General features: G+C 65.8%; 19 protein-coding genes and 4 pseudogenes. 13 read left to right on the forward strand and 10 right to left on the reverse strand.

Translation table 11 applies throughout. The features are described 5' to 3' along the window. Positions 1-190 precede the first annotated feature (190 nt). Both ATB1_RS05915 and acs read left to right on the forward strand, forming a co-directional pair. Positions 191-1,891 (forward strand): methylmalonyl-CoA mutase, encoded by a 1,701-nt coding sequence (locus ATB1_RS05915; protein WP_042662675.1) that lies wholly within the window; start codon positions 191-193, stop codon positions 1,889-1,891. Positions 1,892-2,073: 182 nt separating this feature from the next. Next, a pseudogene (gene acs, locus ATB1_RS05920) lies at positions 2,074-4,061 on the forward strand (acetate--CoA ligase). 24 nt (positions 4,062-4,085) lie between these two features. On the opposite strand, the gene ATB1_RS05925 reads toward acs, so the two are convergent. Further along, positions 4,086-4,337 carry a hypothetical protein gene (locus ATB1_RS05925; RefSeq protein WP_042662676.1) on the reverse strand — a complete coding sequence of 84 codons (252 nt, stop codon included), beginning with the start codon at positions 4,335-4,337 and terminating at the stop codon, positions 4,086-4,088. A 176-nt stretch (positions 4,338-4,513) separates the two neighbouring features. Here ATB1_RS05925 and ATB1_RS05930 point away from each other — a divergent pair, with 176 nt between their 5' ends. After that, positions 4,514-6,136: a long-chain-fatty-acid--CoA ligase gene (locus ATB1_RS05930; protein ID WP_042662677.1), complete on the forward strand. Its 1,623-nt coding sequence runs from the start codon at positions 4,514-4,516 to the stop codon at positions 6,134-6,136. An 84-nt stretch (positions 6,137-6,220) separates the two neighbouring features. On the opposite strand, the gene ATB1_RS05935 is transcribed toward ATB1_RS05930, so the two are convergent. Beyond that, positions 6,221-6,826, reverse strand: coding sequence for a hypothetical protein (locus ATB1_RS05935; RefSeq protein ID WP_042662678.1), 606 nt, complete (start codon positions 6,824-6,826; stop codon positions 6,221-6,223). A gap of 564 nt (positions 6,827-7,390) precedes the next feature. Between ATB1_RS05935 and ATB1_RS05945 the strand changes: the two are divergent. From ATB1_RS05945 to ATB1_RS05970, 6 genes and pseudogenes are all read left to right on the forward strand, one after another. Continuing rightward, positions 7,391-8,747, forward strand: a pseudogene (locus tag ATB1_RS05945) (substrate-binding protein). Positions 8,748-8,870: 123 nt separating this feature from the next. Next, entirely contained in the window at positions 8,871-9,839 is a 969-nt protein-coding gene (locus ATB1_RS05950; protein ID WP_042662680.1) for a branched-chain amino acid ABC transporter permease, read from the forward strand. After that, a complete protein-coding gene (locus ATB1_RS05955; RefSeq protein WP_042662681.1) occupies positions 9,836-11,017 on the forward strand; it encodes a branched-chain amino acid ABC transporter permease in 1,182 nt (393 codons plus the stop codon). Before ATB1_RS05950 ends, ATB1_RS05955 begins: the two co-directional genes overlap by 4 nt. Further along, complete coding sequence (locus tag ATB1_RS05960) at positions 11,014-11,772, forward strand: ABC transporter ATP-binding protein (RefSeq protein WP_042662682.1); 759 nt, start codon at positions 11,014-11,016, stop codon at positions 11,770-11,772. The genes ATB1_RS05955 and ATB1_RS05960 overlap by 4 nt, the downstream gene beginning before the upstream one ends. Then, positions 11,769-12,512 (forward strand): ABC transporter ATP-binding protein, encoded by a 744-nt coding sequence (locus ATB1_RS05965; protein WP_042662683.1) that lies wholly within the window; start codon positions 11,769-11,771, stop codon positions 12,510-12,512. Before ATB1_RS05960 ends, ATB1_RS05965 begins: the two co-directional genes overlap by 4 nt. A gap of 2 nt (positions 12,513-12,514) precedes the next feature. Further along, a complete protein-coding gene (locus ATB1_RS05970) occupies positions 12,515-13,195 on the forward strand; it encodes a co-chaperone YbbN (RefSeq protein ID WP_042662684.1) in 681 nt (226 codons plus the stop codon). On the opposite strand, the gene ATB1_RS05975 is transcribed toward ATB1_RS05970, so the two are convergent. From ATB1_RS05975 to ATB1_RS06000, 6 genes and pseudogenes are all read right to left on the reverse strand, one after another. Next, positions 13,192-13,596 (reverse strand): universal stress protein, encoded by a 405-nt coding sequence (locus ATB1_RS05975; RefSeq protein WP_042662685.1) that lies wholly within the window; start codon positions 13,594-13,596, stop codon positions 13,192-13,194. The genes ATB1_RS05970 and ATB1_RS05975 overlap by 4 nt on opposite strands. A 54-nt stretch (positions 13,597-13,650) precedes the next feature. Beyond that, positions 13,651-13,902 (reverse strand): hypothetical protein, encoded by a 252-nt coding sequence (locus ATB1_RS05980; RefSeq protein WP_042662686.1) that lies wholly within the window; start codon positions 13,900-13,902, stop codon positions 13,651-13,653. A 430-nt stretch (positions 13,903-14,332) separates the two neighbouring features. After that, positions 14,333-16,090 carry a cbb3-type cytochrome c oxidase subunit I gene (locus tag ATB1_RS05985; protein ID WP_042662692.1) on the reverse strand — a complete coding sequence of 586 codons (1,758 nt, stop codon included), beginning with the start codon at positions 16,088-16,090 and terminating at the stop codon, positions 14,333-14,335. 98 nt (positions 16,091-16,188) lie between these two features. Beyond that, positions 16,189-16,548, reverse strand: coding sequence for a DUF6684 family protein (locus ATB1_RS05990; RefSeq protein ID WP_042662693.1), 360 nt, complete (start codon positions 16,546-16,548; stop codon positions 16,189-16,191). Positions 16,549-16,639: 91 nt separating this feature from the next. Then, a pseudogene (locus tag ATB1_RS05995) lies at positions 16,640-17,004 on the reverse strand (cox cluster protein). Positions 17,005-17,049: 45 nt separating this feature from the next. Beyond that, positions 17,050-17,253 carry a hypothetical protein gene (locus tag ATB1_RS06000; protein ID WP_042662687.1) on the reverse strand — a complete coding sequence of 68 codons (204 nt, stop codon included), beginning with the start codon at positions 17,251-17,253 and terminating at the stop codon, positions 17,050-17,052. A gap of 156 nt (positions 17,254-17,409) precedes the next feature. Between ATB1_RS06000 and ATB1_RS06005 the strand changes: the two genes are divergently transcribed. Together ATB1_RS06005 and ATB1_RS06010 are read left to right on the forward strand one after the other, a co-directional pair. After that, positions 17,410-18,519, forward strand: coding sequence for a GTP-binding protein (locus ATB1_RS06005; RefSeq protein ID WP_042662688.1), 1,110 nt, complete (start codon positions 17,410-17,412; stop codon positions 18,517-18,519). Next, positions 18,516-19,007, forward strand: a complete 492-nt coding sequence (locus ATB1_RS06010; protein WP_042662689.1) for a TIGR04206 family protein — start codon at positions 18,516-18,518, stop codon at positions 19,005-19,007. The genes ATB1_RS06005 and ATB1_RS06010 overlap by 4 nt, the downstream gene beginning before the upstream one ends. A gap of 39 nt (positions 19,008-19,046) precedes the next feature. Here ATB1_RS06010 and ATB1_RS06015 read toward each other — a convergent pair whose 3' ends face one another. Next, entirely contained in the window at positions 19,047-20,489 is a 1,443-nt protein-coding gene (locus ATB1_RS06015; RefSeq protein WP_042662694.1) for an MATE family efflux transporter, read from the reverse strand. Positions 20,490-20,624: 135 nt separating this feature from the next. On the opposite strand from ATB1_RS06015, the gene ATB1_RS06020 reads away from it, so the two are divergent. Both ATB1_RS06020 and artA read left to right on the forward strand, forming a co-directional pair. Next, positions 20,625-21,404, forward strand: coding sequence for a VOC family protein (locus tag ATB1_RS06020; protein WP_042662690.1), 780 nt, complete (start codon positions 20,625-20,627; stop codon positions 21,402-21,404). Positions 21,405-21,564: 160 nt separating this feature from the next. Beyond that, complete coding sequence (artA, locus tag ATB1_RS06025) at positions 21,565-22,485, forward strand: archaeosortase A (RefSeq protein WP_042662691.1); 921 nt, start codon at positions 21,565-21,567, stop codon at positions 22,483-22,485. Between the two features lie 55 nt (positions 22,486-22,540). Here artA and ATB1_RS21435 read toward each other — a convergent pair. Beyond that, a pseudogene (locus ATB1_RS21435) lies at positions 22,541-22,674 on the reverse strand (diphthine synthase); the annotation flags it as partial.

Below are 22,674 nucleotides of genomic sequence, written 5' to 3' on the forward strand. Positions count from 1 at the left end.
CCTGCGGCGGGCTGAGCCGCCGCGTCGAGGCGCGCTGTGGCTGTCGCGCGGTCGTGCATGGCGAGGGCTAGGCGGTCCGGGGGTGATATGTGCGATGGTCTGTGCGTCGAAGCCTCGGGGCCGGGACGAACCGACCAGCGGGCCGGCTCCGACCCGAATCCTTAATCATCGTCCATACTGATTGGTGGACATGTACGACGAGGACGATTTGGCGTCTATCCGCGAGGCGCGCGACGAGTGGGAATCGGAGACCCGCGACCCGTTCGTGGAGAAGGGCGGCGAGCGCAAAGACCGGTTCGCCACCGTCTCCAACCACGAGGTGCGGGACCTCTACACGCCCGCCGACGTCGCCGACCTCGACTACGAGTCGGACCTCGGCTTCCCCGGCGAGGCTCCGTACACGCGCGGGGTGTACCCCACGATGTACCGCGGGCGGACGTGGACCATGCGGCAGTTCGCCGGCTTCGGCACGGCCACGGAGACCAACGAGCGCTTCCACTACCTCATCGAGAACGGCCAGACCGGCCTCTCGACGGCGTTCGACATGCCCTCGCTCATGGGCAAGGACTCCGACGACCCGCTTTCGGACGGCGAGGTCGGCAAGGAGGGCGTCGCGGTCGACACCCTCCGCGACATGGAGGTGCTGTTCGACGGCATCGACATCGGCGAGGTGACGACCTCCTTCACCATCAACCCCTCCGCGCCGGTCGTCTTCGCCATGTACGTCGCGCTCGCGGACAACCGCGGCGTCTCCCGCGACCGAATCGGCGGCACCTTCCAGAACGACATGCTCAAGGAGTTCATCGCGCAGAAGGAGTGGGTGATTCCCCCCGAACCGTCGCTCAAACTCGTCACCGACACGGTCGAGTTCGCCGCCGAGGAGACCCCGCGCATCCGGCCCATCTCGGTGTCGGGCTACCACATCCGCGAGGCCGGGTCGACGGCGGTGCAGGAACTCGCCTTCACCCTCGCCGACGGCTTCGCCTACGTCGAAGACGCGGTCGACCGCGGCCTCGACGTGGACGAGTTCGCCCCCCAGCTGTCGTTTTTCTTCAACTCCCACAACTCCATCTTCGAGGAGGTGGCGAAGTTCCGCGCCGCCCGCCGCATCTACCACGACGTGATGTCGGAGTGGTACGACGCCGAGGACGAGCGCTCGACGCAGTTGAAGTTCCACACCCAGACCGCGGGGCAGTCGCTGACGGCCCAACAGCCGCTCAACAACGTCGTCCGCGTCACGATTCAGGCGCTCGCCGGCGTCCTCGGCGGCACGCAGTCGCTCCACACGAACAGCTTCGACGAGGCGCTGGCGCTCCCCTCGGAGGAAGCCGTCACCGTCGCGCTCCGCACTCAGCAGATACTCGCCGAGGAGTCCGGCGCGGCCGACGTCATCGACCCGCTCGGCGGGAGCTTCTTCGTGGAGTCGCTGACCGACGAGATCGAGGCCGAGGCGATGGCCTACATCGAGGAGATTCGGGAGATGGGCGACGGCTCCGTCCGCGACGGCGTCCTCGCCGGCATCGACGAGGGCTACTACCACCGCGAGATAAGCGAGGCGTCCTACGAGTACCAGTCGCGGGTCGAAGACGGAGAGGAGGTCGTCGTCGGCGTCAACAAGTACGCCTCCGACGAGGACACCCGCCCCGACCTGCTCCACGTCGAAGACGAGGTGCAGGACAGACAACTCGCGCGCCTCGAAGCCGTCAAGGACGAGCGCGACGACGAGGCGGTCGACGCCGCGCTCTCCGACCTCCGCGGGGCGGTCCGCGACGGCGACAACGTCATGCCGGTGCTCGTCGACGCCGTCAAGGAGTACGTCACGATGGGCGAAATCATGGACGTGTTCGCCGAGGAGTACGGCACCTACCGCGAGACCATCGGCGTGATGTGAGGGCTCCGACGCGGTACCGCCATCACCGACCGGGATGACATGACCTTTCGTTGATGGAAACGAGCGTCGATGGGGGTTCGTAACCGACCGACGGCCCGGCGACCACCCGCTGATGACGCCCCCGTCCGGACTGCGGGACTACATAGATTTATCATGGAGGATTGGTGTAGTTAACACGTACTATGGCAGACGGAGACACCGAACTGGAGGCACGGCTGGTCGAGCAAGAGGAGTTCGAACCCTCCGAGGAGTTCGTCGCGCAAGCGAACGTCTCCGACCCGGCCGTCTACGAGGAGTTCGAGGAGAACTGGCCCGACTGTTGGGAGCGGGCGGCCGAGATGCTCGACTGGGACGAAGACTACGACGAGGTGTTGGACGACTCGAACCCGCCGTTCTACGAGTGGTTCACGGGCGGCAAGCTCAACGTCTCGTACAACTGCGTGGACCGCCACGTCGAAAACGGGGACAAGAACCGCGTCGCCATCAAGTGGGAGGGCGAGCACGGCGAGACGCGGACCTACACCTATCAGGACCTCTACCGCGAGGTGAACGAGTTCGCGGCGGCCCTGCGCGACCTCGGCGTCGAGGAAGACGACGTGGTGACGCTCTACATGCCGATGATTCCGGAACTCCCCATCGCCATGCTGGCCTGTGCCCGCATCGGCGCGCCGCACTCGGTCGTCTTCGGCGGCTTCTCGGCCGACGCGCTGGCGACGCGGATGAACTCCGCGGACTCCCGATTCCTCGTCACCTGCGACGGCTACTACCGCCGCGGCGACCCGCTCGACCACCTCGACAAGGCCAACGAGGGCCTCGACGGCGTCGACCACGGCGTCGACGCGACGGTCGTCGTCGACCGCCTCGGCGACGACGGCTTCGGCCACGACCTGAAGGGCAACCAGCACGACTGGGACGACCTCCTCGACGAGCACGCCGGCGAGCGCATCGACCCCGTCCAGCGCGACGCCGAGGACATGCTGTTCCTGATGTACACGTCGGGGACGACGGGCAACCGAAGGGGGTCAAACACACCACCGGCGGCTACCTCGCGTACGCCGCGTGGACATCGCACGCCGTCCTCGACATCGAGAAGGAAGACACCTACTGGTGTTCGGCCGACATCGGCTGGATTACCGGCCATTCCTACATCGTCTACGGGCCGATGGCGCTCGGGACGACCACGGTGATGTACGAGGGGACGCCCGACTTCCCCGACCGCGACCGCCTGTGGGACATCATCGAGAAGTACGCGGTCGACATCTTCTACACGGCCCCGACGGCGATTCGCGCGTTCATGAAGTGGGGCAGCAAGTTCCCCGAACAGCACGACCTGTCGAGTCTCCGCCTGCTCGGGACGGTCGGCGAACCCATCAACCCGCGCGCGTGGAAGTGGTACTACAAGCACATCGGCAACGAGGACTGCCCCGTCGTGGACACGTGGTGGCAGACCGAGACCGGCGGGATGATGATAACGACCCTGCCGGGCATCAAGAAGATGAAACCGGGGTCCGCCGGGCCGCCCCTGCCGGGTATCGACGCCCAAATCGTCGATACGAGCGGGGAGCGGGTCGACGCCGGGCGCGCGGGCTATCTCACGGTGAACCGGCCGTGGCCCGGGATGCTCCGGACGCTCTACAACAACGACGAGCGGTTCATTCAGGAGTACTGGCAGGAGTACTCCGACGTGGACAGTAACGACCCCGACGACTGGGTCTACTTCCCCGAGGACGGCGCGAAAATCGATGCCGACGACTACATCACCATCCTCGGTCGCGTCGACGACGTCATCAACGTCTCGGGCCACCGCCTCGGGACGATGGAAATCGAGTCGGCCATCGTGGGCGTCGAGGGCGTCGCCGAAGCCGCCGTCGTCGGCGGGAATCACGAGGTGAAAGGCGAGGCCGTCTACGCCTACGTCATCACCGAGGAGGGTCAGGAGGAAGACGACCAGATGCGACAGCGTATCATCGAGGGCGTCGAGGACGCCATCGGCCCAATCGCTCGCCCCGAGATGGTCGTGTTCACGCCCGAACTGCCGAAGACGCGGTCTGGTAAGATTATGCGCCGCCTCCTCGAAGAGATAGCGAACGGCGAGGAACTCGGCGACACGACGACGCTGCGGAACCCAGAGATCGTCGAGTCGATTCAGCGGCAGGTCGAAGACGAGTAACTCTCGGCACCGCCGCCGTCGGCCCTACCGCGAATTTTCCGGTTCGTCCATCCACGCCGACAGCGACTGCTCGTCGCGGAAGTAGCGTCGCTCGCGGACGCCGTCGCGTTCCACCACGGCGAGGAGGTGCTTCTCGGAGAGCCGAATCTCCTCGCCGCTGTAGGTACACGGTTCGACACGCTCGTCGCCCGGTCGCCACAGCCGATGGGGAACGACGCGGACGATCGTCTCGTCCCGGCCCGTCGGCGAGCGTCCGGTGTAGTCCGAAAGCGCCATACGCGCGCTACGGGCTCTCCGAACAAGATATTTTCCTGCATAGTTCGTATAGTAATATAGTCTCCCGCGGCGCGAGACGTGCTATATTGCGACCCGATGTGCCAATTATTCTCATTCGGGTTCTGTCTGACACCAGCCCGCATATTTATTTTGAACGTTAGTGAAGGATACCGCGTATGAAGAAACCACTCCTGGTGACGGAGTTCCTCGACCGCGCGCGGCGGTACTACGGGGACGAGGAGGCGGTCGTGGCCACGACGGGCGAGCGCTTTACCTACGACGAACTCGGCGAGCGGGCCGACGGCTTCTCGGCGGCGCTCCAGTCCCGCGGCGTCGAGAAGGGCGACCGGGTCGCGGTGCTCGACCCGAACACGCACTACCACCTCGAAGCCGCCTACGGGTCGATGCAGCTCGGAGCCGTCCACATGCCGCTGAACTACCGGCTCGTCCCGGCCGACTTCGAGTACATGCTGAACGACGCGGACGTGACGGCGGTCTACGCCGACTACGCCTTCGCCGAGAAGATAGACGAGGTCCGCGACGAGATTCCGACCGAGATATTCGTCACGAACGACCCCGAGAAGGCCGCGGAGTCGACCGACGGCGAGTGGCTCGATTTCGACGAGTTGGTCGCGGAGTCGACCGACTACGAGCGCCCCGAGATGGACGAAGACGAGATAATCACCATCAACTACACCTCGGGGACGACCGGCGACCCGAAGGGCGTCTGCCGCACCCACCGCGCCGAGACGATTCACGCCTATCTCATCTCGATGCATCAGGACATCGTGGACGACGACGTCTACCTCTGGACGCTTCCGATGTTCCACGTCAACGGTTGGGGCCACATCTACGCGATTACCGGCCACGGCGCGAAGCACGTCTGCACCCGCGGGGTGGAGGCGGAGACCGTGTTGGACGCCATCCGCGACGAGGACGTGTCGTATCTCTGCGCCGCGCCGACGGTGCTGAACATCCTGATGAAACGCTACCGAGAGGAAGGCGGCGTCGAGACGACCGGCGCGAGCCCCGTTCGGGCGGCGACCGCGGGCGCGGCCCCGCCGGAGGCGACGATTCGCACCGTCGAAGACGAGTTCGGCTGGCGGCTCATGCACGTCTACGGGGCCACCGAGACCGGCCCGCTCATCACGACCTCCGAGGCCGGGCGCTACCTGACGGACGGCGACGACCGGTTCGGCGTGAAGAAGAAACAGGGAATCGGCTACCTCGGCACCGACGTTCGCGTCGTCGACGAGGACGGAAACGACGTGCCGAGAGACGACCAGTCCATCGGCGAAATCGTCGTCGCGGGCAATCAGGTGATGGAGAAGTACTGGAACAAACCCGAGGAGACCGAAGCGGCCTTCTCGGCGCGGCTGGAGGGCTACTACCACATGGGCGACCTCGCGGTCGTCGACGAAAACGGCTTCATCAGCATTCAGGACCGCAAGAAGGACATCATCATCTCCGGCGGCGAGAACATCTCCAGCATCGAACTGGAGGACACGCTGTTCGACCACGGCGAGGTCGCCGACGTGGCGGTCATTCCCGTCCCGTCGGACGAGTGGGGCGAGTCGCCGAAGGCGTTCGTCGTGCCGACGAGCGGCGACCCCGACGCGCCGGGCGTCACCGCCGAGGCGCTCATCGAGTTCTGTCGAGAGCGGATTGCGACGTACAAGGTGCCGAAGGAAATCGAGTTCGTCGCCGAACTCCCGAAGACCGCGACCGGGAAGATTCAGAAGTACGAACTGCGCGAGCGCGAGTGGGAAGACGAGGGACGGATGGTGGGTGAGGGATAGGAACGATCGCGTTAAGCCCGCCTTTCGGGGCGTAGCGGGACCTTAACCGCGGCCGAGGTGTCTCGTTTCGGAAGCGAACGCGGTTCAGCGGTCGTTGCAGGGGCAGTCGAGGCCGAGCGACCCGGGGTTGTTGTTGAACGCGTCGAGGGTGTCTTTGAGCGGCTCGCCGTCGACCATGTCGCCGCCGACGCTGACGTACCAGCTCGTCTGTTTGCCGCCGTTCGACCACGCGGAGTTTGTGAGCCACGAACCGGCCATATTCTTGACTTCCTCGATGGTGTAGCCCGCGTAGTCGCCGTACTGGATGGTCGCGCCGTCGCTCGTGCATCCCGGGTCACTGCCCGGTCTGTTCCGGAGGTTGAGGACGATGGCGAGGTAGTGTTTCGCCATGATGTTCGCCTTGTCGCCCTTCGTGGGCGCGACGAGGAACTCGCGCCACTCGTCGTGGGTCATGGTGACGCCGCGGAGGGTGTAGTTCGTGCCATCCGGGCCGAGGACCGCCCAGTTGTCGGTGGAACTGCTGTAGTCCGGGTTGTTCGCCCAGTAGCCGGGCGTCTTGGGACACATGGTCGCCGCCGCGGAGCCGGAGACCGCGGGGATACCGATACCGATGCCGAGCGCCGACATCGCGCCGAGTCGGAGCACGGAGCGCCGAGTCGGTCTGAATCCGTCGTTCGAGTCGTTTGTCATAGTGGTGCCACGGGCGTGGCTGCCGCGTTATTCGCGCTTTGCTGGGTTAGTTATAAATCGGACATTCACGACGGCACGAGATTAACTGGTCTGTGTACGCACAGAAATCGCGTTGAAACGGTGCTATTCGGGGATATATATCTAGTATTCTGATAGTTGGTCACCCGCGGTTCGACCCGCTCACGCGGTCGCCAACGCGAGGAAATCGGAGCGACGCGTTCCGCGGGGAGACGACCCGCGCGGCCGACTCGTCGGCGTCGACGCCCGAACGGGTCGGACCAACGCGGCGGGCCAGTCCGACACCGGCGTGTATTTTGCGTCTGTGGCGCGTTCCGTGCCGCGGAGGACTCACTTCGAGAGCCGGGCAGCAGTCGTCGCCCGACGGGAACCTTATATGATACCGTAGACAGCACCAATCTATAATGATTGATTGCACATGTAATAGGGAATTCATACATAACTATTATTAAGGATGTATCCGCCGATGTGGTTATGGCACGGGATAGCAAGCCGCTCAATCGACGAGACGTGTTGAAGGCGACTGGTGCTGTCGGAACCGCCGGCTTGGCAGGGCTGGCGGGATGTACTGGCGGAGGCGACGGCGGTGGTGACACCGATACTGACACTGGCAACGGCGACGGTGGCGACGGCGGCGGTGGCGGCGACGGTGGAGACGGTGGCGACGGCGGGGAGGAGTACCCGGCGCTGGGCAACTTCCCAATCGAGGGCGACACGGCCACGTTCGGGTTCAACGTCCCGCAGTCGGGACCGTACGCCTCGGAGGGCGAAGACGAACTCCGGGCGTATCAGCTCGCGGTGAAGCACCTCAACGAGGGCGGCGGCTGGGTCGACTCGCAGTTCGACGACCTCTCCGGCGACGGCGTCCTCGGCTACACCATCGACCACGTGGACGGCGACACGGCCACGGACGCGGACCAGGCGCGGCAGTCCGCCTCGGGGATGATCCAGCGCGACGGCGCAATCATGATCTCGGGCGGGTCGTCTTCGGCGGTCGCCATCGCGGTCCAGGGGCTGTGTCAAAACGAGAAGGTCATGTTCATGTGCTGTCTGACGCACTCGAACGACACCACCGGAAAGGACTGCGTCCGCTACTCCTTCCGGGAGATGTTCAACGCGTACATGACCGGTCAGGCGCTCGCACCCCGTCGTCCGCGACGCATACGGCGAGGACCTGACGTTCTACCAGCTCTACGCCGACTACAGTTGGGGGCAGACCCAGCAGGCGTCGATGGAGCAGTTCATGACCGACGTCGCCGGCTGGGAGCAGGTGGAATCCGTCGCGACCCCGCTCGGGACCACCGACTACTCGACGTATCTCTCGGGGGCACAGAGTTCGGGCGCGGACGTGCTCATCTTGAACCACTACGGCCTCGACGGCGCGAACTCCGTCCAGCAGGCCGTCGACGCCGGCATCGACGAGGACATGGAAATCATCGTTCCGCTGTACAACCGCCCGATGGCGGAGGCGGCGGGCGGCGCGATCGAGGGCATCTACGGCACCGTCGCGTGGGACTCCCAGATAGACAACACGCCGTCGCAGGAGTTCACGCAGGCGTTCCGAGACGAGTACGACCGGACGCCGTCCGGTCCCGCTCAGTTGGCGTACGCCCAGACGCTCCAGTACGCCGCCGCCGTCGAGCGCGCGGGGACGTTCTACCCGCCGGAGGTCATCAAGCAGCTCGAAGACTACGAGTACGACAACATCGGCATGGGCGCGGAGACGATGCGCGGGTGCGACCACCAAGCGCAGCGCGACGTGCCGGTCGTGCAGGGGCTTCCGGCGTCCGAGCAGGGCGAGGGATCGTACTTCAACATCGTCAACATCACCAGCCGCGACGACCTCGGCTACGCGTGCGACGCGGGGCCGGCGGCCGAGTGTGAACTCGGGTCCTACGAGTAGGCACTCGCCCCACCGTTATCTTAATGAAAGTTAATCGCAGACAACCACGCACACGTAAATGAGTAAGATTAGCATACCCATGGTAGTACACGCCTCGAACCGTTGGCGCGGGGGTGGCGGTCGATGAGCCTTCTGTCGGACGTGCTCGTCATCCTGCTCAACGGACTGCAGCAGGGGGCTATCTACGTCCTCTTGGCGGTCGGTCTCTCGATCATCCTCGGCACGCTCAAGTTCGTCAACTTCGCGCACGGCGCGCTGTACCTCGTCGGCACCTACACGGGGCTGTTCGTCGCGCTGAACGTCCCGCTGTCGAACGGGAAACTGGCCGAGTGGGGCTTTTCGAGCTTCGGGCTCGACATCGGCTTTTTGGCCGCCCTGCTTTTCGTACCGCTTTTCGTCTTCGCGGTCGGCCTGTTGATGGAGCGGTACCTCGCGCGGGCGTTCTACGACCGCCCCGACACCGACCAGATTCTCGTCACGTTCGGCCTCGCAATCGTCGTCCAAGAGCTGTTTCGCGTCCTGTTCGGCAGCAACAGCCTGCCGTTCGAACAGCCCGAGCGAATCCTCTCTGTCGGCTCGTTCGCCGGCATCCCCGTCTCCGGCCCGATCGCGCTGCCCATCGTCGGTAACTTCCCGCAGTGGCGGCTCTGGGTCATCGGCATCACGGCCGTCCTCGTGGCGCTCGTGTACCTGCTCGTCGAGTACACCGACTTCGGGCTCGTCGTTCGCGCCGGGACCCGCGACGCCGAGATGGTCCGACTCCTCGGCATCAAAATCACCCGGCCGTACATCGTGGTCTTCGGCATCGGCGCGGCGCTCGCCGGGGTGGCGGGCGTCGTCGGCGGCCCGCTGAACGTCGTCAACCCGACCATCGGGACGAACATCCTCGTCCCGGCGTTCCTGACCGTCGTCATCGGCGGGGTCGGAAGCATCGCCGGCGCGGTCGTCGGCGGTATCGTCTTCGGCCTCACGACCGCCGCGCTCGTCGCCTTCGCGCCCGCGTGGTCGCAGGTCGGCCTCTACGCCATCGCGGCCATCGTCCTCCTGACGCGGCCGCAGGGCCTGCTCGGCGACGAGGAGGTGACGCCATGAGCGAGAAGGACGCCAACCCGAGCGCGAAGGACGCGCTGGTCGGCGGCAGCCTGTTCGGTCGCTGGGAGAAACTCCGCGGCCGCGAGGGGACGGTCGTCGGCATCACGGCCGTCCTCGTCGCGGTGTTCCCGTACCTCTTCGCCCGCGCGCCCGTCGTCTCGGGCATCTTGCAGGGCTACCAGAGCCTGGCGACGCTCATCCTCATCTGGGGCATCTTCGCCATCGGCTTCGACCTGCTTCTCGGCTACACCGGCCTGCTCTCGTTCGGCCACGCGGCCTTCTGGGGCGGCGCGGCGTACGCCGCGGGCATCGTCGCCAAGAACGTCAGCGGCGACCCCATCGTGATGGTCGTCTCGGGGACGCTCTTCGCGGTGCTGCTCGCGTGGGTGCTGGGCTTTCTGTCGCTCCGCCGGGGCGGCATCTACTTCTCCATCCTCACGCTGGCGTTCGCCCAGATGTTCTACTACATGGCCGCGTCGCCGCTGGCGTTTCTGACCAACGGCGAAAACGGCCTGACCGGCGTCGAGGTCGGCAGTTTCCTCGGCGTCATCCACCTCGAAGCGGACGTTCCGTCCGTCGGCGGGATGCTCCTCGGGACGTGGTTCTACGCCTTCGTCGGCGTCTTCTTCGTCGGCGCGGTCGCGGTCGCCTACCGCATCCTCAACTCGCCGTACGGGATGGTGTTCCGCGCCATCCGCGAGAACGAACAGCGCGCCGAGTTCGTCGGCCTCAACGTCTGGCGCTACAAGCTGATGGCGTTCATCATCTCGGGCGCGTTCGCGGGCGTCGCCGGGAGCCTCTTTACCATCCACGGGGCGTACGTCCCGCTCCAGTCGCTGTTCTGGACGGAGTCCGGCGACATCGTCGTCATGACCGTTCTCGGCGGCGCGGGCTCGATGTTCGGGCCGGTCCTCGGCGTCGGACTGTACCTCTACATCGAGAACATCGTCCAGACCATCCAAGCGCTGACGATTCCCTTCACGGACATCGTGCTGATTCGGGACTTCGGGTTCTACTGGCACCTGCTTTTGGGACTCGTCTTCGTCGTGGTCGTCTGGGTCGTCCCCGACGGCCTGTGGGGCATCCTGAACTGGCTCCGCGAGCTCGCGGTCGACCTCGGTTCGAAGGCGGCGAACCGCGTCCGCGCGCTCTCCGGCAACGGAGGTGACGGTCGATGACGCTCCTCGAAACCCAGAACCTCGTCAAGGAGTTCGGCGGCCTCGTCGCCACCGACGACGTGAACCTCACCGTCGAGGAGGACGAGCGCGTCTCCATCATCGGGCCGAACGGCGCGGGGAAGTCGACGCTCATCAACCTCATCACGCGACGGCTCGACCCGACCAGCGGCGACATCCGGTTCAAAGGCGAGTCTATCGTCGGCCTCGAACCGCATCAGGTGGTCCAACGCGGCGTCTCCAAGTCGTTCCAGACCGCCTCCATCTTCCCCGACCTGACCGTCCGGGAGAACGCGGAAATCGCGGCGCTGGCGTCCGAGCGCGGCGCGTTCGGGTTCGAGTTCCTGAAACACCGCGACAGCCTCACCGACGTCCACGACGTCGCCCGCGACACGCTGGACTCGGTCGGCCTGTTGGACCGCGCGGACACCGTCGCGACCGACCTGCCGTACGGCGACAAGCGTCGCCTCGAAATCGGCATCGCGCTCGCGAGCGACCCCGACCTGCTCCTCATGGACGAACCGACCGCCGGCATGTCTCCCGAGGAGACGAAGTCGACGGTCGACCTCATCGAGCAGGTCAAACGCGACCTCGGGCTCACGTTCGTCCTCGTCGAACACGACATGGAAATCGTCTTCAGCATCTCCGACCGCATCGTCGTCCTCAGCCGCGGCGGCATCATCGCCGAGGGCACCCCCGACGAGATTCGGGGCAACGAAGCCGTCCAAGAGGCGTACCTCGGAGGTGTCGAGCTGTGAGCCTCCTCGAAATCGACGCCATCGACGCCTACTACGGCGAGAGCCACATCATCCGCGACCTCTCGATGAGCGTCGAGGAGGGCGAGATATGCGCGCTCCTCGGCCGCAACGGCGCGGGGAAGACCACCACGCTCCGGTGTATCGCCGGGGCGACGCCGCCCGACGTGCGGGAGGGCCACATCCGGTTCAAGGGCGACGACATCACGGGCGTCCCCGCCGAGGACGTCTCCGTCCGGGGCATCTCGCTGGTGCCCGAGGAGCGGCGCATCTTCCCGAACCTCTCTGTCGCCGAGAACCTCCACCTCGCGGAGGTCGTCAACAACAAGTCGAACACGTGGGGGCGGTCGCTGTCGTTCGGCCACAAGGGAATGTCGACCGAGGAGGTCTACGACCAGTTCCCGCGGTTAGACGAGCGGAAAGACCAGCGCGCGGGGACGCTCTCCGGCGGCGAACAGCAGATGCTCGCCATCGCGCGCGCCCTGAAGCAGAACACGGACCTGTTGCTCCTCGACGAGCCCTACGAGGGGCTCGCGCCGAAGATCATCGAGGACGTGGAGGACGCGGTCGAGCGCATCAGCGACGCGGGCACGACCATCCTGCTCGTCGAGCAGAACGCCGCGGCGGCCATCAAACTCGCCGACCGCGCGTACGTCATCGACCAGGGCGGCATCGTCTTCGACGGGAGCGCCGAGGAACTCCGCGAGGACGACGAGACGCGCGAGCGGTATCTGGGGGTCTGACGATGGCCGCGACCGACGCCGACGCCGACCCCGAGACGGCGCTCGAAACGCTCATCGAGGCCGGCGCGGTCGACGAAGCGCCGGACGGGACGCTGTCGACCACGGCGGAGTTCGAGAAGACGCTCGCCGTCTACCACGACATCTACGGGGCGGTTTCGACCGAGGAGTTCCACCAGACCGTCTCGGACCTCTTCGGCGTCGCCCCCGAGAACGTCGAGGCGCGACTCGACGAGTTCGGCGTCACCAGAGCCGACGTGGTCGCGTACCTCGCGGCGAAGTCGTTTCTCGACGCGCCCGTCGAGCGGGACCTGCTTTTCGTCATGGCGGGGCTGCTCGTCGAGATGACCCCGTCGTCGCCGGTGCCGAACGCGCTCGACGAACTCGACGACGGTTCCTTCGAATCGTACCTCGACGCACACCCGGACGCCGTCGTCCTCGTGTGGCGGCGCTTCTGCGAGCCCTGCGACGCGATGAAGGAGGACCTCGACGCGATTCTCGACCGCGTCCCCGGCGGGGTCGCGACTGCCGGCGTCGACGGCGAAGCGGCTGACGAGTTCTGCCGGTCCTTCGATGTCGAGTCAGCACCGACGCTCCTGTGTGTTCGGGACGGCGAACTGCGAGAACGAGCGTCCGGCCGCCGGACCCCCGACGAGGTCGCGGCCGTCCTCGACCGGGTCTACTAGCTTTTCCGCTTCGTCGAGCCCGTCACCATGACGGGCCGGTCGGAGTTCAGAATCACCGTCTGGGTGACGCTCCCGAAAAGCGCCTTCCCCGCGGGCGAGCGCTTCCGCCCGGCGGTGACGATGAGGTCCGCGTCCTCCTCGTCGGCGAACTCGATGATGACCTCCGCGGGGTCGCCCGACGACTCGTTGACGTCGTACTCGATACCGCGGTCTTCGAGGAACTCGCCCGCCTTTCTGACCGAGTGAATCTGCGTCGCCGACGCCCCGCTCGGGTTGTCGGTGAAACTGTGGATGAGTGTGACCTCCTTCTCGCCGGGGTCGCCGGGGAGTTTCGCGACCTCTTCGACGCACGCGAGCGCGTGGTCCGCGTCGTCGTCGATACCGATTACAACGTGGTACATACTACCACGTCCCGGTAGTGGATATTAGTATTTGTGTTGAACGATAATGCTGAATTAGGCGTCGTCGAGTCCCGCCGAGACGTAGACGACGAGCGCGAGCGGAGCGCCGAGGACGAGCGCGATGGTCAGCGCGCCGTAGGCCGCGAAGCCGACGGGCGTGGGGGGAAACGGCACCAGAAAGAGGAACCGCGGCGCGCTGAGTCCCGAGACGAACGTTCCGGTGAGGTAGCCCGCGGCCCCGGCGACGGCGACGAGGGCGGCGTACAATCCGAGGACGAAGCGGTGACCGCCGACGTTCGAACTCACGGCTCACGTTCGGGGACGGACGCTGTTAGGGGTTTCCGTTCGCCTCGTCGCAGTGGGGGTCGGTGTCGGCGTCGGCGTCCGCGTACCGATGCACCTTTGGCCGCACGCGCAAACAGTGAGGTATGTCGGATACGGATATCCTCGGACTCGTGCTCGGGGCCATCGCGGTACTGATGTTCGCGACGGGCATCCTCCTCGTCGTCTGAGCTCTCTCCGGTTTTCCGCGTCGCCGCCACCGAGAGCGGTCGCTTCTCTCCGCCGCGGTCACCGTCGCTCGTGAGCGGCGGCTTTGACGGGACGGACTCCGTGACGCACGCGAGCGACCGACACCGGCGGCGAGCACGGACTGTCGGCGTCGTCGGGCGCGTTCGCTCTCGAAACCAGCGTCCGAAAAATGAACCGCGACCGAATCGCCGTCGAGCGGCGTCGGTTACGCGTCGTCCGCGGAGTCCGCCTCCGCGTCGTCGACCGACCGCCCGCCGTCGGTGGCGAGGTCGGTCTCGTCTTCGCCGCCGTCGGTGACGGCCGTCTCCAGTTTGCGTTCGAACCAGGTCCACTCGGCGGTGACGAGGTCGTCGTCGGCGAGGTCCCACGGGTCGCCGTCTTCGATTTCGCGGCCTTCGAGCCACGACTGGACGAAGTTCCAGACGAAGATGATCTGGCCGGCGAGCAGGATGAGCGCGCCGACCGTGGCGACCTGATGCAGCGTCGCGAACTGCGGCAGGTAGGTCGCGTAGCGACGCGGCATCCCGCCGTAGCCGAGCAGAATCATCGCGAAGAACGTCAGGTTCGTCCCGACCATCGAGAGCCAGAAGTGCCACTTACCGAGCGTGACCTGATACATCCGGCCGGTGTAGATGGGGTACCAGTAGTAGAGCCCGGCGAAGCCGGCGAAGGCGATGGCTCCCATGACGATGTAGTGGAAGTGCCCGACGACGTAGTAGGTGTCGTGGAGCACGAGGTCCACCGGAATCGACGCGAGGAAGACGCCCGTCACGCCGCCGATGATGAAGTTCGAGACGAAGCCGATACAGAACAGCATCGGCGTCGTGAGGCGAATCTTCCCGTTCCACATCGTCGTGATCCAGTTGAACGTCTTGACCGCGCTCGGTATCGCGATGGCCAGCGAGACGGCCATGAACGAGGCGCGGAGCCGGGGGTCGATGCCCGTGGCGAACATGTGGTGCGCCCAGACGCCGAACGAGAGGACGCCGATGGCGAGCGTGGAGTAGACGACGAACTTGAACCCGAAGAGCCGACGACCCGCGAAGCGGGGGAGCACGAGGCTCACGATACCCATCGGGGGCAACACGAGGATGTACACTTCGGGGTGGCCGAAGAACCAAAACAGGTGTTGCCACAGAATCGCCCCACCGTCGACATCGAAGAACATCGTGCCGAAGTTCCGGTCGAAAAGCAGCATCATAATCGCGCTACCGAGAAGCGGGAACGCGAAGAGGATGAGACCGGACTGGGTCAGAATCGTCCACGAGAAGATGTCGAGGTTCGCCCACGAGACCTTCTCGTTGCGCTCCGTGAAGATGGTCGCGATGAAGTTGATCGCGCCCATCGTGGCCGAGACACCCGAGAGGTGCAGGCCGAGGAGCATCAGGTCGACGCCGGCGTTCACCTGGTTGCCGGACCCGACACCGGCCGAAAGCGGCGTGTACATCGTCCAGGCCGTCTGCGCCGGGATGACGTCCGGGATGGGGAAGAACCCGGCCCAGATGAGCAGCGCCGCCGGCGGTAGGAGCCAGAAGGCGATGGCGTTGATACGCGGGAACGCCATGTCGTCCGCGCCGATGAGAAGCGGGATAAAGTAGTTCGAGAACGCGGCGATGATGGGCGTCCCGAACAGGAACAGCATCGTAATCCCGTGGCTTGTGAGCAACGAGTTGTAGAACGTGTTCGAGATAAGCGTCATCGACGGGTCCGCCAGTTCAATCCGCATCAGGACGACCATGAGACCCCCCACGGCGAACGCGACGAGCGCGTACGCGCCGTAGAGCATCCCGATGTCCTTGTGGTCGACCGTCGTCAACCAACGGATGACCCCGGATGGTTTCTCCTCCGAGACGTACTGCTCTGCGGTACCGCCGACCGTGCCTCCGCCCGCGAGCGGGGTGTACGACCGCCAGTCTTCGACCCGCGCGAGCCACGCGGCGACGGCGATGAGGAAGACCCCCATGAGCACCGTCAGTGCTAACTGTCCGTTAACCTCCATGGAAGTGCCTGAGTAGTGCAGGGTAATGAAAGATTCGGGACCGCCCTGCGATTCGAGGTGCTTTAAGCCGTCTCGTCCGCGGCTTCGACGGCGTCGTCATCCGGCGATTCTTCGAGTTCGGCCGCCTCCTCGCTCTCTTGTTCGTGAAGCGGCTTCGCGCCCGGAACCGTCGCCTGCCCCGGCGCGTAGACGGTGCCTTCCTTCTCGGAGCCCGCGATGGCCTTCCCAGAGAGGTAGGTGAGCGCGGCGAGCAGTACGAACGGCGCGATGAGGAGCGCGTACTGCAGCCCCGACGTGAGCGATTCGAACCCAAACGGATTGACGAAGGTGAACGCCACCACGAAAAACAGGATGATGGCCAGCGGAACCATGTTGACCGTGAGGTCGAGGATGGTCTCCTTGTCGAACGTCTTGGTTGCCATATCGAGACACTCGGGGACGCCGTTCAAATAGATTGTTGGTTTCGCGTCCGGTCGAGGCGAGTCGGAGCGGTCGCGGGGTCGTCCGCGGCGGTCAGAAGGTCTGTCGCTGTTCGCGGACGAACAGTTCGAAGACGACGCCGCCGACCACCAGCAGAATCGCGGCGGCGATGACCGCGTAGCCGCGGGTCACGAGGCGATGTCGGTGAACGCGAGCCCCGCGCCGAACGCGAACAGGACGGCGGCGAGCGCGGAGACCGAGCGGATCGTCGAGGTGACGTAGCCGGACTCCTTGAGGATGCCGACGACGCTCCCGCCGAACAGGAGCAGCCCGCCGACGGCGAGGGGAAACAGGTCGAACAACAGGCCCAGCTCGGAGATGGGAATCCCGAGCGCGATGAACACGGGCCACGGACTGGCCGTGCGGTACTGGTCGGAGAGTCCCGGCGCTTCGTCCATACGCGTCCGTTGGACTGTGTGGTAACAAGCCCTTCGGAACCGAGACTAGCGGAGGGAGATGCCCTGCCGAGCGAGGAAGTCGCTGACCGCGCGAATCTCGACCGGACTGCCGATGATCCGGCACGTCTCGCCGTTCGCTCGGTAGACCGAGACGACGAACTCCGATTCGAGGTCGTCGCGCACGCTCTCCAAGAGGTCGCAGGGGAGCACGATCTGCGTGCTGTCGCGGAGCGTTCGGGGGTCGGGCATCGGTGTTCATCGGGCGGTCGAAGGGGTCGTGTATAACCGTGCCGAAACTCGTCTCTTCGCACACGCGAGACTACCTCAACACCCGACGCGTCGACGCGGCGGACCCGCCGCGCGGAAGGAAAGGGTTTTTCGACGGACGCGGCGGAACTGTTGACGATGGGACTGGAGGAGGAGATCGAAGATATCCGCGAGGAGATATCTAACACGCCGTACAACAAGTCGACCGAGGCGCACATCGGTCGGCTGAAGGCGAAACTCGCGGAACTGAAAGAGAAACTCGAAAACCAGAGTTCGGCCGGCGGCGGCCAAGGGTACGCCGTCGAGAAGACCGGCGACGCCACGGTCGCGCTCGTCGGCTTCCCCAGCGTCGGCAAATCGACGCTCATCAACGCGCTCACCAACGCCGACAGCGAGACCGGCGAGTACGAGTTCACCACGCTCAACGTGAACCCGGGGATGCTGAAGTACAGGGGCGCGAACATCCAGATACTCGACGTGCCCGGCCTCATCGAAGGGGCCGCGGGCGGTCGCGGCGGCGGCAAGGAGGTCCTTTCTGTCGTCCGCACCGCCGACCTCGTCGTGTTCCTGCTCTCGGTGTTCGAGATAGAGCGCTACGAGCGACTGCAACAGGAACTCTACAACAACAAGATTCGACTCGACACGTCGCCGCCGAGCCTCTCTATCAACAAGAAGGGCAAAGGCGGCATCAACGTGACAAAAAGCGACAGCGTCGACCTCGAAGAGGAGACCATCAAGGGCATCCTCCGCGAGCACGGCTTCGTCAACGCCGAGGTGACGCTCCGCGGCGAGACGACCATCGACGAACTCGTCGACGGCATCATGAAAAACCGGGTGTACCTGCCCTCTATCGTCGCCGTCAACAAGGCCGACCTCATCGACAAGGACTACCTCCCGACGGTCGAGGAGAACCTCCGCGAGGTCGGCCTCGACCCCGACGAGGTGACGTTCATCAGCGCCGAGGCCGAGAAGGGCCTCGACGCGCTCAAAGAGGAGATCTGGGACGCCCTCGGGCTCATCCGCATCTACATGGACAAACCCGGCCGCGGCGTCGACTACGACGAACCGCTCGTCCTCCGCGAGGGCGACACCATCGACGACGCCATCCACGAACTCGGCGCCAAGCTCGACGAGCGGTTCCGGTTCGCCCGCGTCTCCGGCCCGAGCGCGAAACACGACGACCAGCAGGTCGGCCGCGACCACGTCCTCGAAGACGAGGACGTGCTCCGCATCATCGCCCAGCGGTGACGACCGACTCGGCGGCCCGGTCGACTTCGCGGTCGTCCGCGCACCGCCGCCGCCGCCTTCTCCTCGTTTTCGTCCTCGGTCTCGTTCCGTGGTCCGTCCAGACGTTCGCGACCGGGTCCCCCGCGCTGTTGTTCCCGTGGGGACTCGCCAGCCCCGCCACCGGGAGCGTGACCACTATCACCGACTTCTTCCTGCGGTTTACGATGGGACTGCCGGACTACATCCTCGCGTGGCCGGTCGGGGTCGCCTGTTACGTCGTCGCGCTGGCGAGCGCGCTCTCGGGCGTTCTGTTCGGCCGCGAGGACGTTCGACTTACCGCGGCCGGACTCATCCTCGCCGGCGTGACCCAGTTGGAGGTCGCCCGCGGCTTTTCGGTCCAACCCGGTCGAACCGCGTGGCCGGTCGGGACCGTCCTCTTGTGGGCCGTGGCGGGGTTCCTGTATTGGTCACGCGCGGGCGAGCGCGACGCCGGCGGCTCCTCGCGCTGAGCGACATCACAGAACCGAACGACGCACCCGTCGCCTCGCTCAGTCGTCAGCCGCCGTCTTCGGTCGGTAGCTCCGACTCACCGCCTTCCACGTCCCGGTTTTGAACCGGTAGTAGTTCAGCACCGCCGGAATCGTCGTCTCGGCGAGGAACGCCAGATAGAGCCCGGTGAGCCCGAGCGAGGTGACAGAGCCGATGTAGGTGAGCGGAATCGACCCGAGGAACATCCCGACGAACTGGCTGCCGAACGTCCAGCGCGTGTCGCCGCTGGCGTCGAGCGGGCCCGCTGAGCCGCCGGAGACGCCCTGTAAGATGACGGCGAGGCAGGCGACGTAGACGAGGTCGATAGCGATGGGGACCGCCGGGGCGGCCGGGTCGTCCACGAACCCGAGGACGATGGGCCGGGCGAACACCGCCACGAGCGCCGCGGAGATGAGGTACGTGGCGACGGCGTATCGGATGACCTCGTTGCCGTAGGCCTCGGCGGTCCGTTCGTCGTCCTTGCCGAGCGCCTGCCCGACGAGGCTCGACGACGCCAGCCCGAAGCCCCAGCCGGGGGTGTTCATGAGCCCCCAGATGCGGCGGACGATGACGAACGCGGCGACCACGTCCGGGCCGAAGCTGTCGAGGATGGCGAGCATCGGGAACTCGGCGGCGGTCCAGACGAGACTTCGACCCATGACCGGGACGCCGATTTTGACGAGGTCGCGTATCGTCTCGGTGTCGAGGAAGGGGCCGAACGGGTCGACGACGACGGGGAACGCGCCGACGCCGGGGAGCGACCCCCGCGAGAGGCCGAGCGCGAACGCGCCGGTGACGACGACGTTCGAGAGGACGGTCCCGAGCGCCGCGCCCTCGACGCCGAGGTCGAGGCCGAAGATGAGCACCGCGTTGAGTGCGATGTTGATGACCGCCCCGCTCGCGCGGAGAATCATCGCGGTGTACGCGTCGTCGGTGCCGACGAGGACGCGGCTCCCGATGAGGTTCAGGCCGGCGAAGGGGACGCCGAGCCCGACGATTCGGAGGTAGGCCGCCCCGAGTTCGATGGCTCCTTGGTCGCTGCTCAGGACGGAGATGAGTTCGGTGGGAAACAGCCAGAAGACGGCCGTGACCGGAAGCGTGGCGACGACGGTCAAAAGCGCGCTCGACCGGACCGCGAGCCCCAACTCGTCTATCGCGTCCGCGCCGAAGCGCTGGGAGACGAGTGCGATGGTCCCGCCCGCGATGCCGCCGCCGAGCGCGAAGGCCAGTCCCCAGTACGGCCCGGCGAACCCGACGCCGGTGATGGCGACGGTCCCCGAGGCGATACCCACCATCGCCACGTCGACGGCGTTCTTCGACATCCGGGCGATGCCGGTGACGATGCGTGGCCACGAGAGGTCGGCGATGCGGACGGCGCGCTCGCGGTCGAGGAGACCGACTCGGGCGAGCGCCAGCCCGATGCCGAGGATGAGGAGTCGAACGGGGTTGGGGACCGGGAACACTGCTGAACCGTACCTCCGGGTAGTACTTATGCACCACGCAACGGTCGGAAAGTTCCGGTAGACGGCGTGTGACAACCATCGACGGTCGGTTCCGCGTTCGGTACGTTTTTCGCCGGCGCGACACATCTGTCGGATATGTCCGGAACCCTCGACCACGTGATGATCCGCGTCGAAGACCTCGAGGAGTCGCTCGACTGGTACACGACCCACCTCGGCTACGAGGAGAAGGGTCGCTGGGAGGCCGACACGTTCACCAACGTCTACCTCGGCCCCGAGGACCTCCACGAGGAGGGCGCGGTCCTCGAACTCACCTACAACCACGGCGACAACACCTACGAGATGGGCGACGCGTGGGGTCACATCGCGGTCCGCGTCCCCGAGGACGAACTCGAATCCTCCTACCAGCAGCTCATGGACGAGGGCGTCGAGGACTACCGCGACCCCGAGTCCTGCGGCGGCCGCTACGCGTTCGTCAAGGACCCCGACGGCCACGAGGTCGAAATCGTCAAGCGCGACCACGGCGCGAAGTGGAGCCTCGACCACACCATGATTCGCGTCGAGGACGCCGACGAGGCGCTCGGCTTCTGGACCCGCAAGTTCGGCTACGAGCACACCGGCCGCTGGGAGTCCGACACCTTCGCGAACTACTTCATGAAGCCCGAGGGCGCGGCCGAAGAGGCGATGGCCGTCGAACTCACCTACAACTACGACGGCCGGAGCTACGAGATGGGCGACGCGTGGGGCCACCTCGCCGTCAGCGCCGACGACCTCCACGACTACTGGGAGACGCTCATGGAGCGCGAGGCCGACGACTACCGCGACCCCGAGTCGTGCGACGACATGTTCGCGTTCACGAAGGACCCCGACGGCCACGAAATCGAAGTCATCCCGGCCGACTTCGAGTCGCCGGAATAAGCCGCCTCGGTCCTGACGCCCCGGCCCCCGGCGTCCCGATTTTTCGCCGCTGCCGACTGTCCGCACAGCGGCGGTGCCGTGAGTTCGGGCCGCCGGGCCGCACCGGAAGTCGGCGCACGGAACGACAAGGGATTTAATCGGTCCAGCGCATCCAATACGTATGCCCGGTCTCCTCTCCGACGTCCTCGCGTGGGTGGCCATCGGAACCTTCGTCGCCGGCGCGGTCGCAAACGGGCGGGACCGCGAACTCGGGCGACGGGTGATGACTGCCGCGTGGGTGCTGTTCGCTCTCTTCTGGCTCCAGCTCATCCCGCATTTCACGCTCGTCCACAAGAGCTACATCGAGGGCTTATTGACCATCGCGGCCGTCCCGGCGTCGCTGTACACCGGCTGGCTCCTCTACAACGGCCGCGACACGCTGTTCGTCCTCTCTCGCGCCGTCGCCGCCATGGGCGTGGTCTACCTCCCGTTCGAGACGATTCCCGCGTTTACGCTCTTCGGGGCGACCGTCCCCGCGCCTCGCGGCGTCCTCATGGAGACCGTCGCGGCACAGACGCGCTTCCTCACCGAGTTGCTCGGCTACTCGCCGCAGATGATTCTCGGTGATCAGGGGTATCTGAACACGTTCCTGTGGATGCAGGGCTCTCACCGAATCGAAATCTCCGTCGTCCTCGCCTGCACCGGACTCGGGAGCATCGCCATCTTCGTCGGCCTCATCGCCGCCGTCGAGGCCCCGATGCGACGGAAGCTTCGCGGCCTCGCCATCGCCGTCCCCATCATCTACGCGCTGAATCTGCTTCGGACGACGTTCATCTCCATCTCGGTCGGCAACCAGTACTTCCAGCTGTTCGTCGACGAAATCCTGTTTCTCTTCGGCTCGTCGGACCCGTACATGGTGTCGTTTTTCATCTCCGACCGCATCATCAGCCAGGCGCTCGCGGTCGTCGCGCTCGTCGGCATCACCTACCTCGTCGTCCACGAAGTGCCGGAACTGCTCACCGTCATCGAGGACGTGCTCTACATGGTGACCGGCGACGAGTACGACCTCAGAAGTGAGTTAGGGCTCGACGAGCGGGCGTAATCGGTTCTCTTCTCCCGTCGTCTCCCGGTCAGTCGTCGTCGGACTCCTCTTCCGCTCAGCTCTCGTCGAACAGTTCCTCGGACGCGCCGCCGAGCGCCGAGAGCGCGTCGGCTTCGACGTGGTGGACCTCGCCGGGGATGACGAGCATGTGGAGCGGGTCGCCGAACTCGCGCTCCGCGAGCGCCGACA

The organism is Haloferax sp. ATB1 (assembly GCF_000730175.1).

Excerpts from the sequence above, each read along its gene's own strand:
- ATB1_RS05915 (WP_042662675.1), top strand. The coding sequence starts at position 191 with ATGTACGACGAGGACGATTTGGCGTCTATCCGCGAGGCGCGCGACGAG.
- ATB1_RS05925 (WP_042662676.1), bottom strand. The coding sequence starts at position 4,337 with ATGGCGCTTTCGGACTACACCGGACGCTCGCCGACGGGCCGGGACGAG.
- ATB1_RS05930 (WP_042662677.1), top strand. The coding sequence starts at position 4,514 with ATGAAGAAACCACTCCTGGTGACGGAGTTCCTCGACCGCGCGCGGCGG.
- ATB1_RS05935 (WP_042662678.1), bottom strand. The coding sequence starts at position 6,826 with ATGACAAACGACTCGAACGACGGATTCAGACCGACTCGGCGCTCCGTG.
- ATB1_RS05950 (WP_042662680.1), top strand. The coding sequence starts at position 8,871 with ATGAGCCTTCTGTCGGACGTGCTCGTCATCCTGCTCAACGGACTGCAG.
- ATB1_RS05955 (WP_042662681.1), top strand. The coding sequence starts at position 9,836 with ATGAGCGAGAAGGACGCCAACCCGAGCGCGAAGGACGCGCTGGTCGGC.
- ATB1_RS05960 (WP_042662682.1), top strand. The coding sequence starts at position 11,014 with ATGACGCTCCTCGAAACCCAGAACCTCGTCAAGGAGTTCGGCGGCCTC.
- ATB1_RS05970 (WP_042662684.1), top strand. The coding sequence starts at position 12,515 with ATGGCCGCGACCGACGCCGACGCCGACCCCGAGACGGCGCTCGAAACG.
- ATB1_RS05975 (WP_042662685.1), bottom strand. The coding sequence starts at position 13,596 with ATGTACCACGTTGTAATCGGTATCGACGACGACGCGGACCACGCGCTC.
- ATB1_RS05985 (WP_042662692.1), bottom strand. The coding sequence starts at position 16,090 with ATGGGGGTCTTCCTCATCGCCGTCGCCGCGTGGCTCGCGCGGGTCGAA.
- ATB1_RS05990 (WP_042662693.1), bottom strand. The coding sequence starts at position 16,548 with ATGGCAACCAAGACGTTCGACAAGGAGACCATCCTCGACCTCACGGTC.
- ATB1_RS06000 (WP_042662687.1), bottom strand. The coding sequence starts at position 17,253 with ATGCCCGACCCCCGAACGCTCCGCGACAGCACGCAGATCGTGCTCCCC.
- ATB1_RS06005 (WP_042662688.1), top strand. The coding sequence starts at position 17,410 with ATGGGACTGGAGGAGGAGATCGAAGATATCCGCGAGGAGATATCTAAC.
- ATB1_RS06020 (WP_042662690.1), top strand. The coding sequence starts at position 20,625 with ATGTCCGGAACCCTCGACCACGTGATGATCCGCGTCGAAGACCTCGAG.
- artA (WP_042662691.1), top strand. The coding sequence starts at position 21,565 with ATGCCCGGTCTCCTCTCCGACGTCCTCGCGTGGGTGGCCATCGGAACC.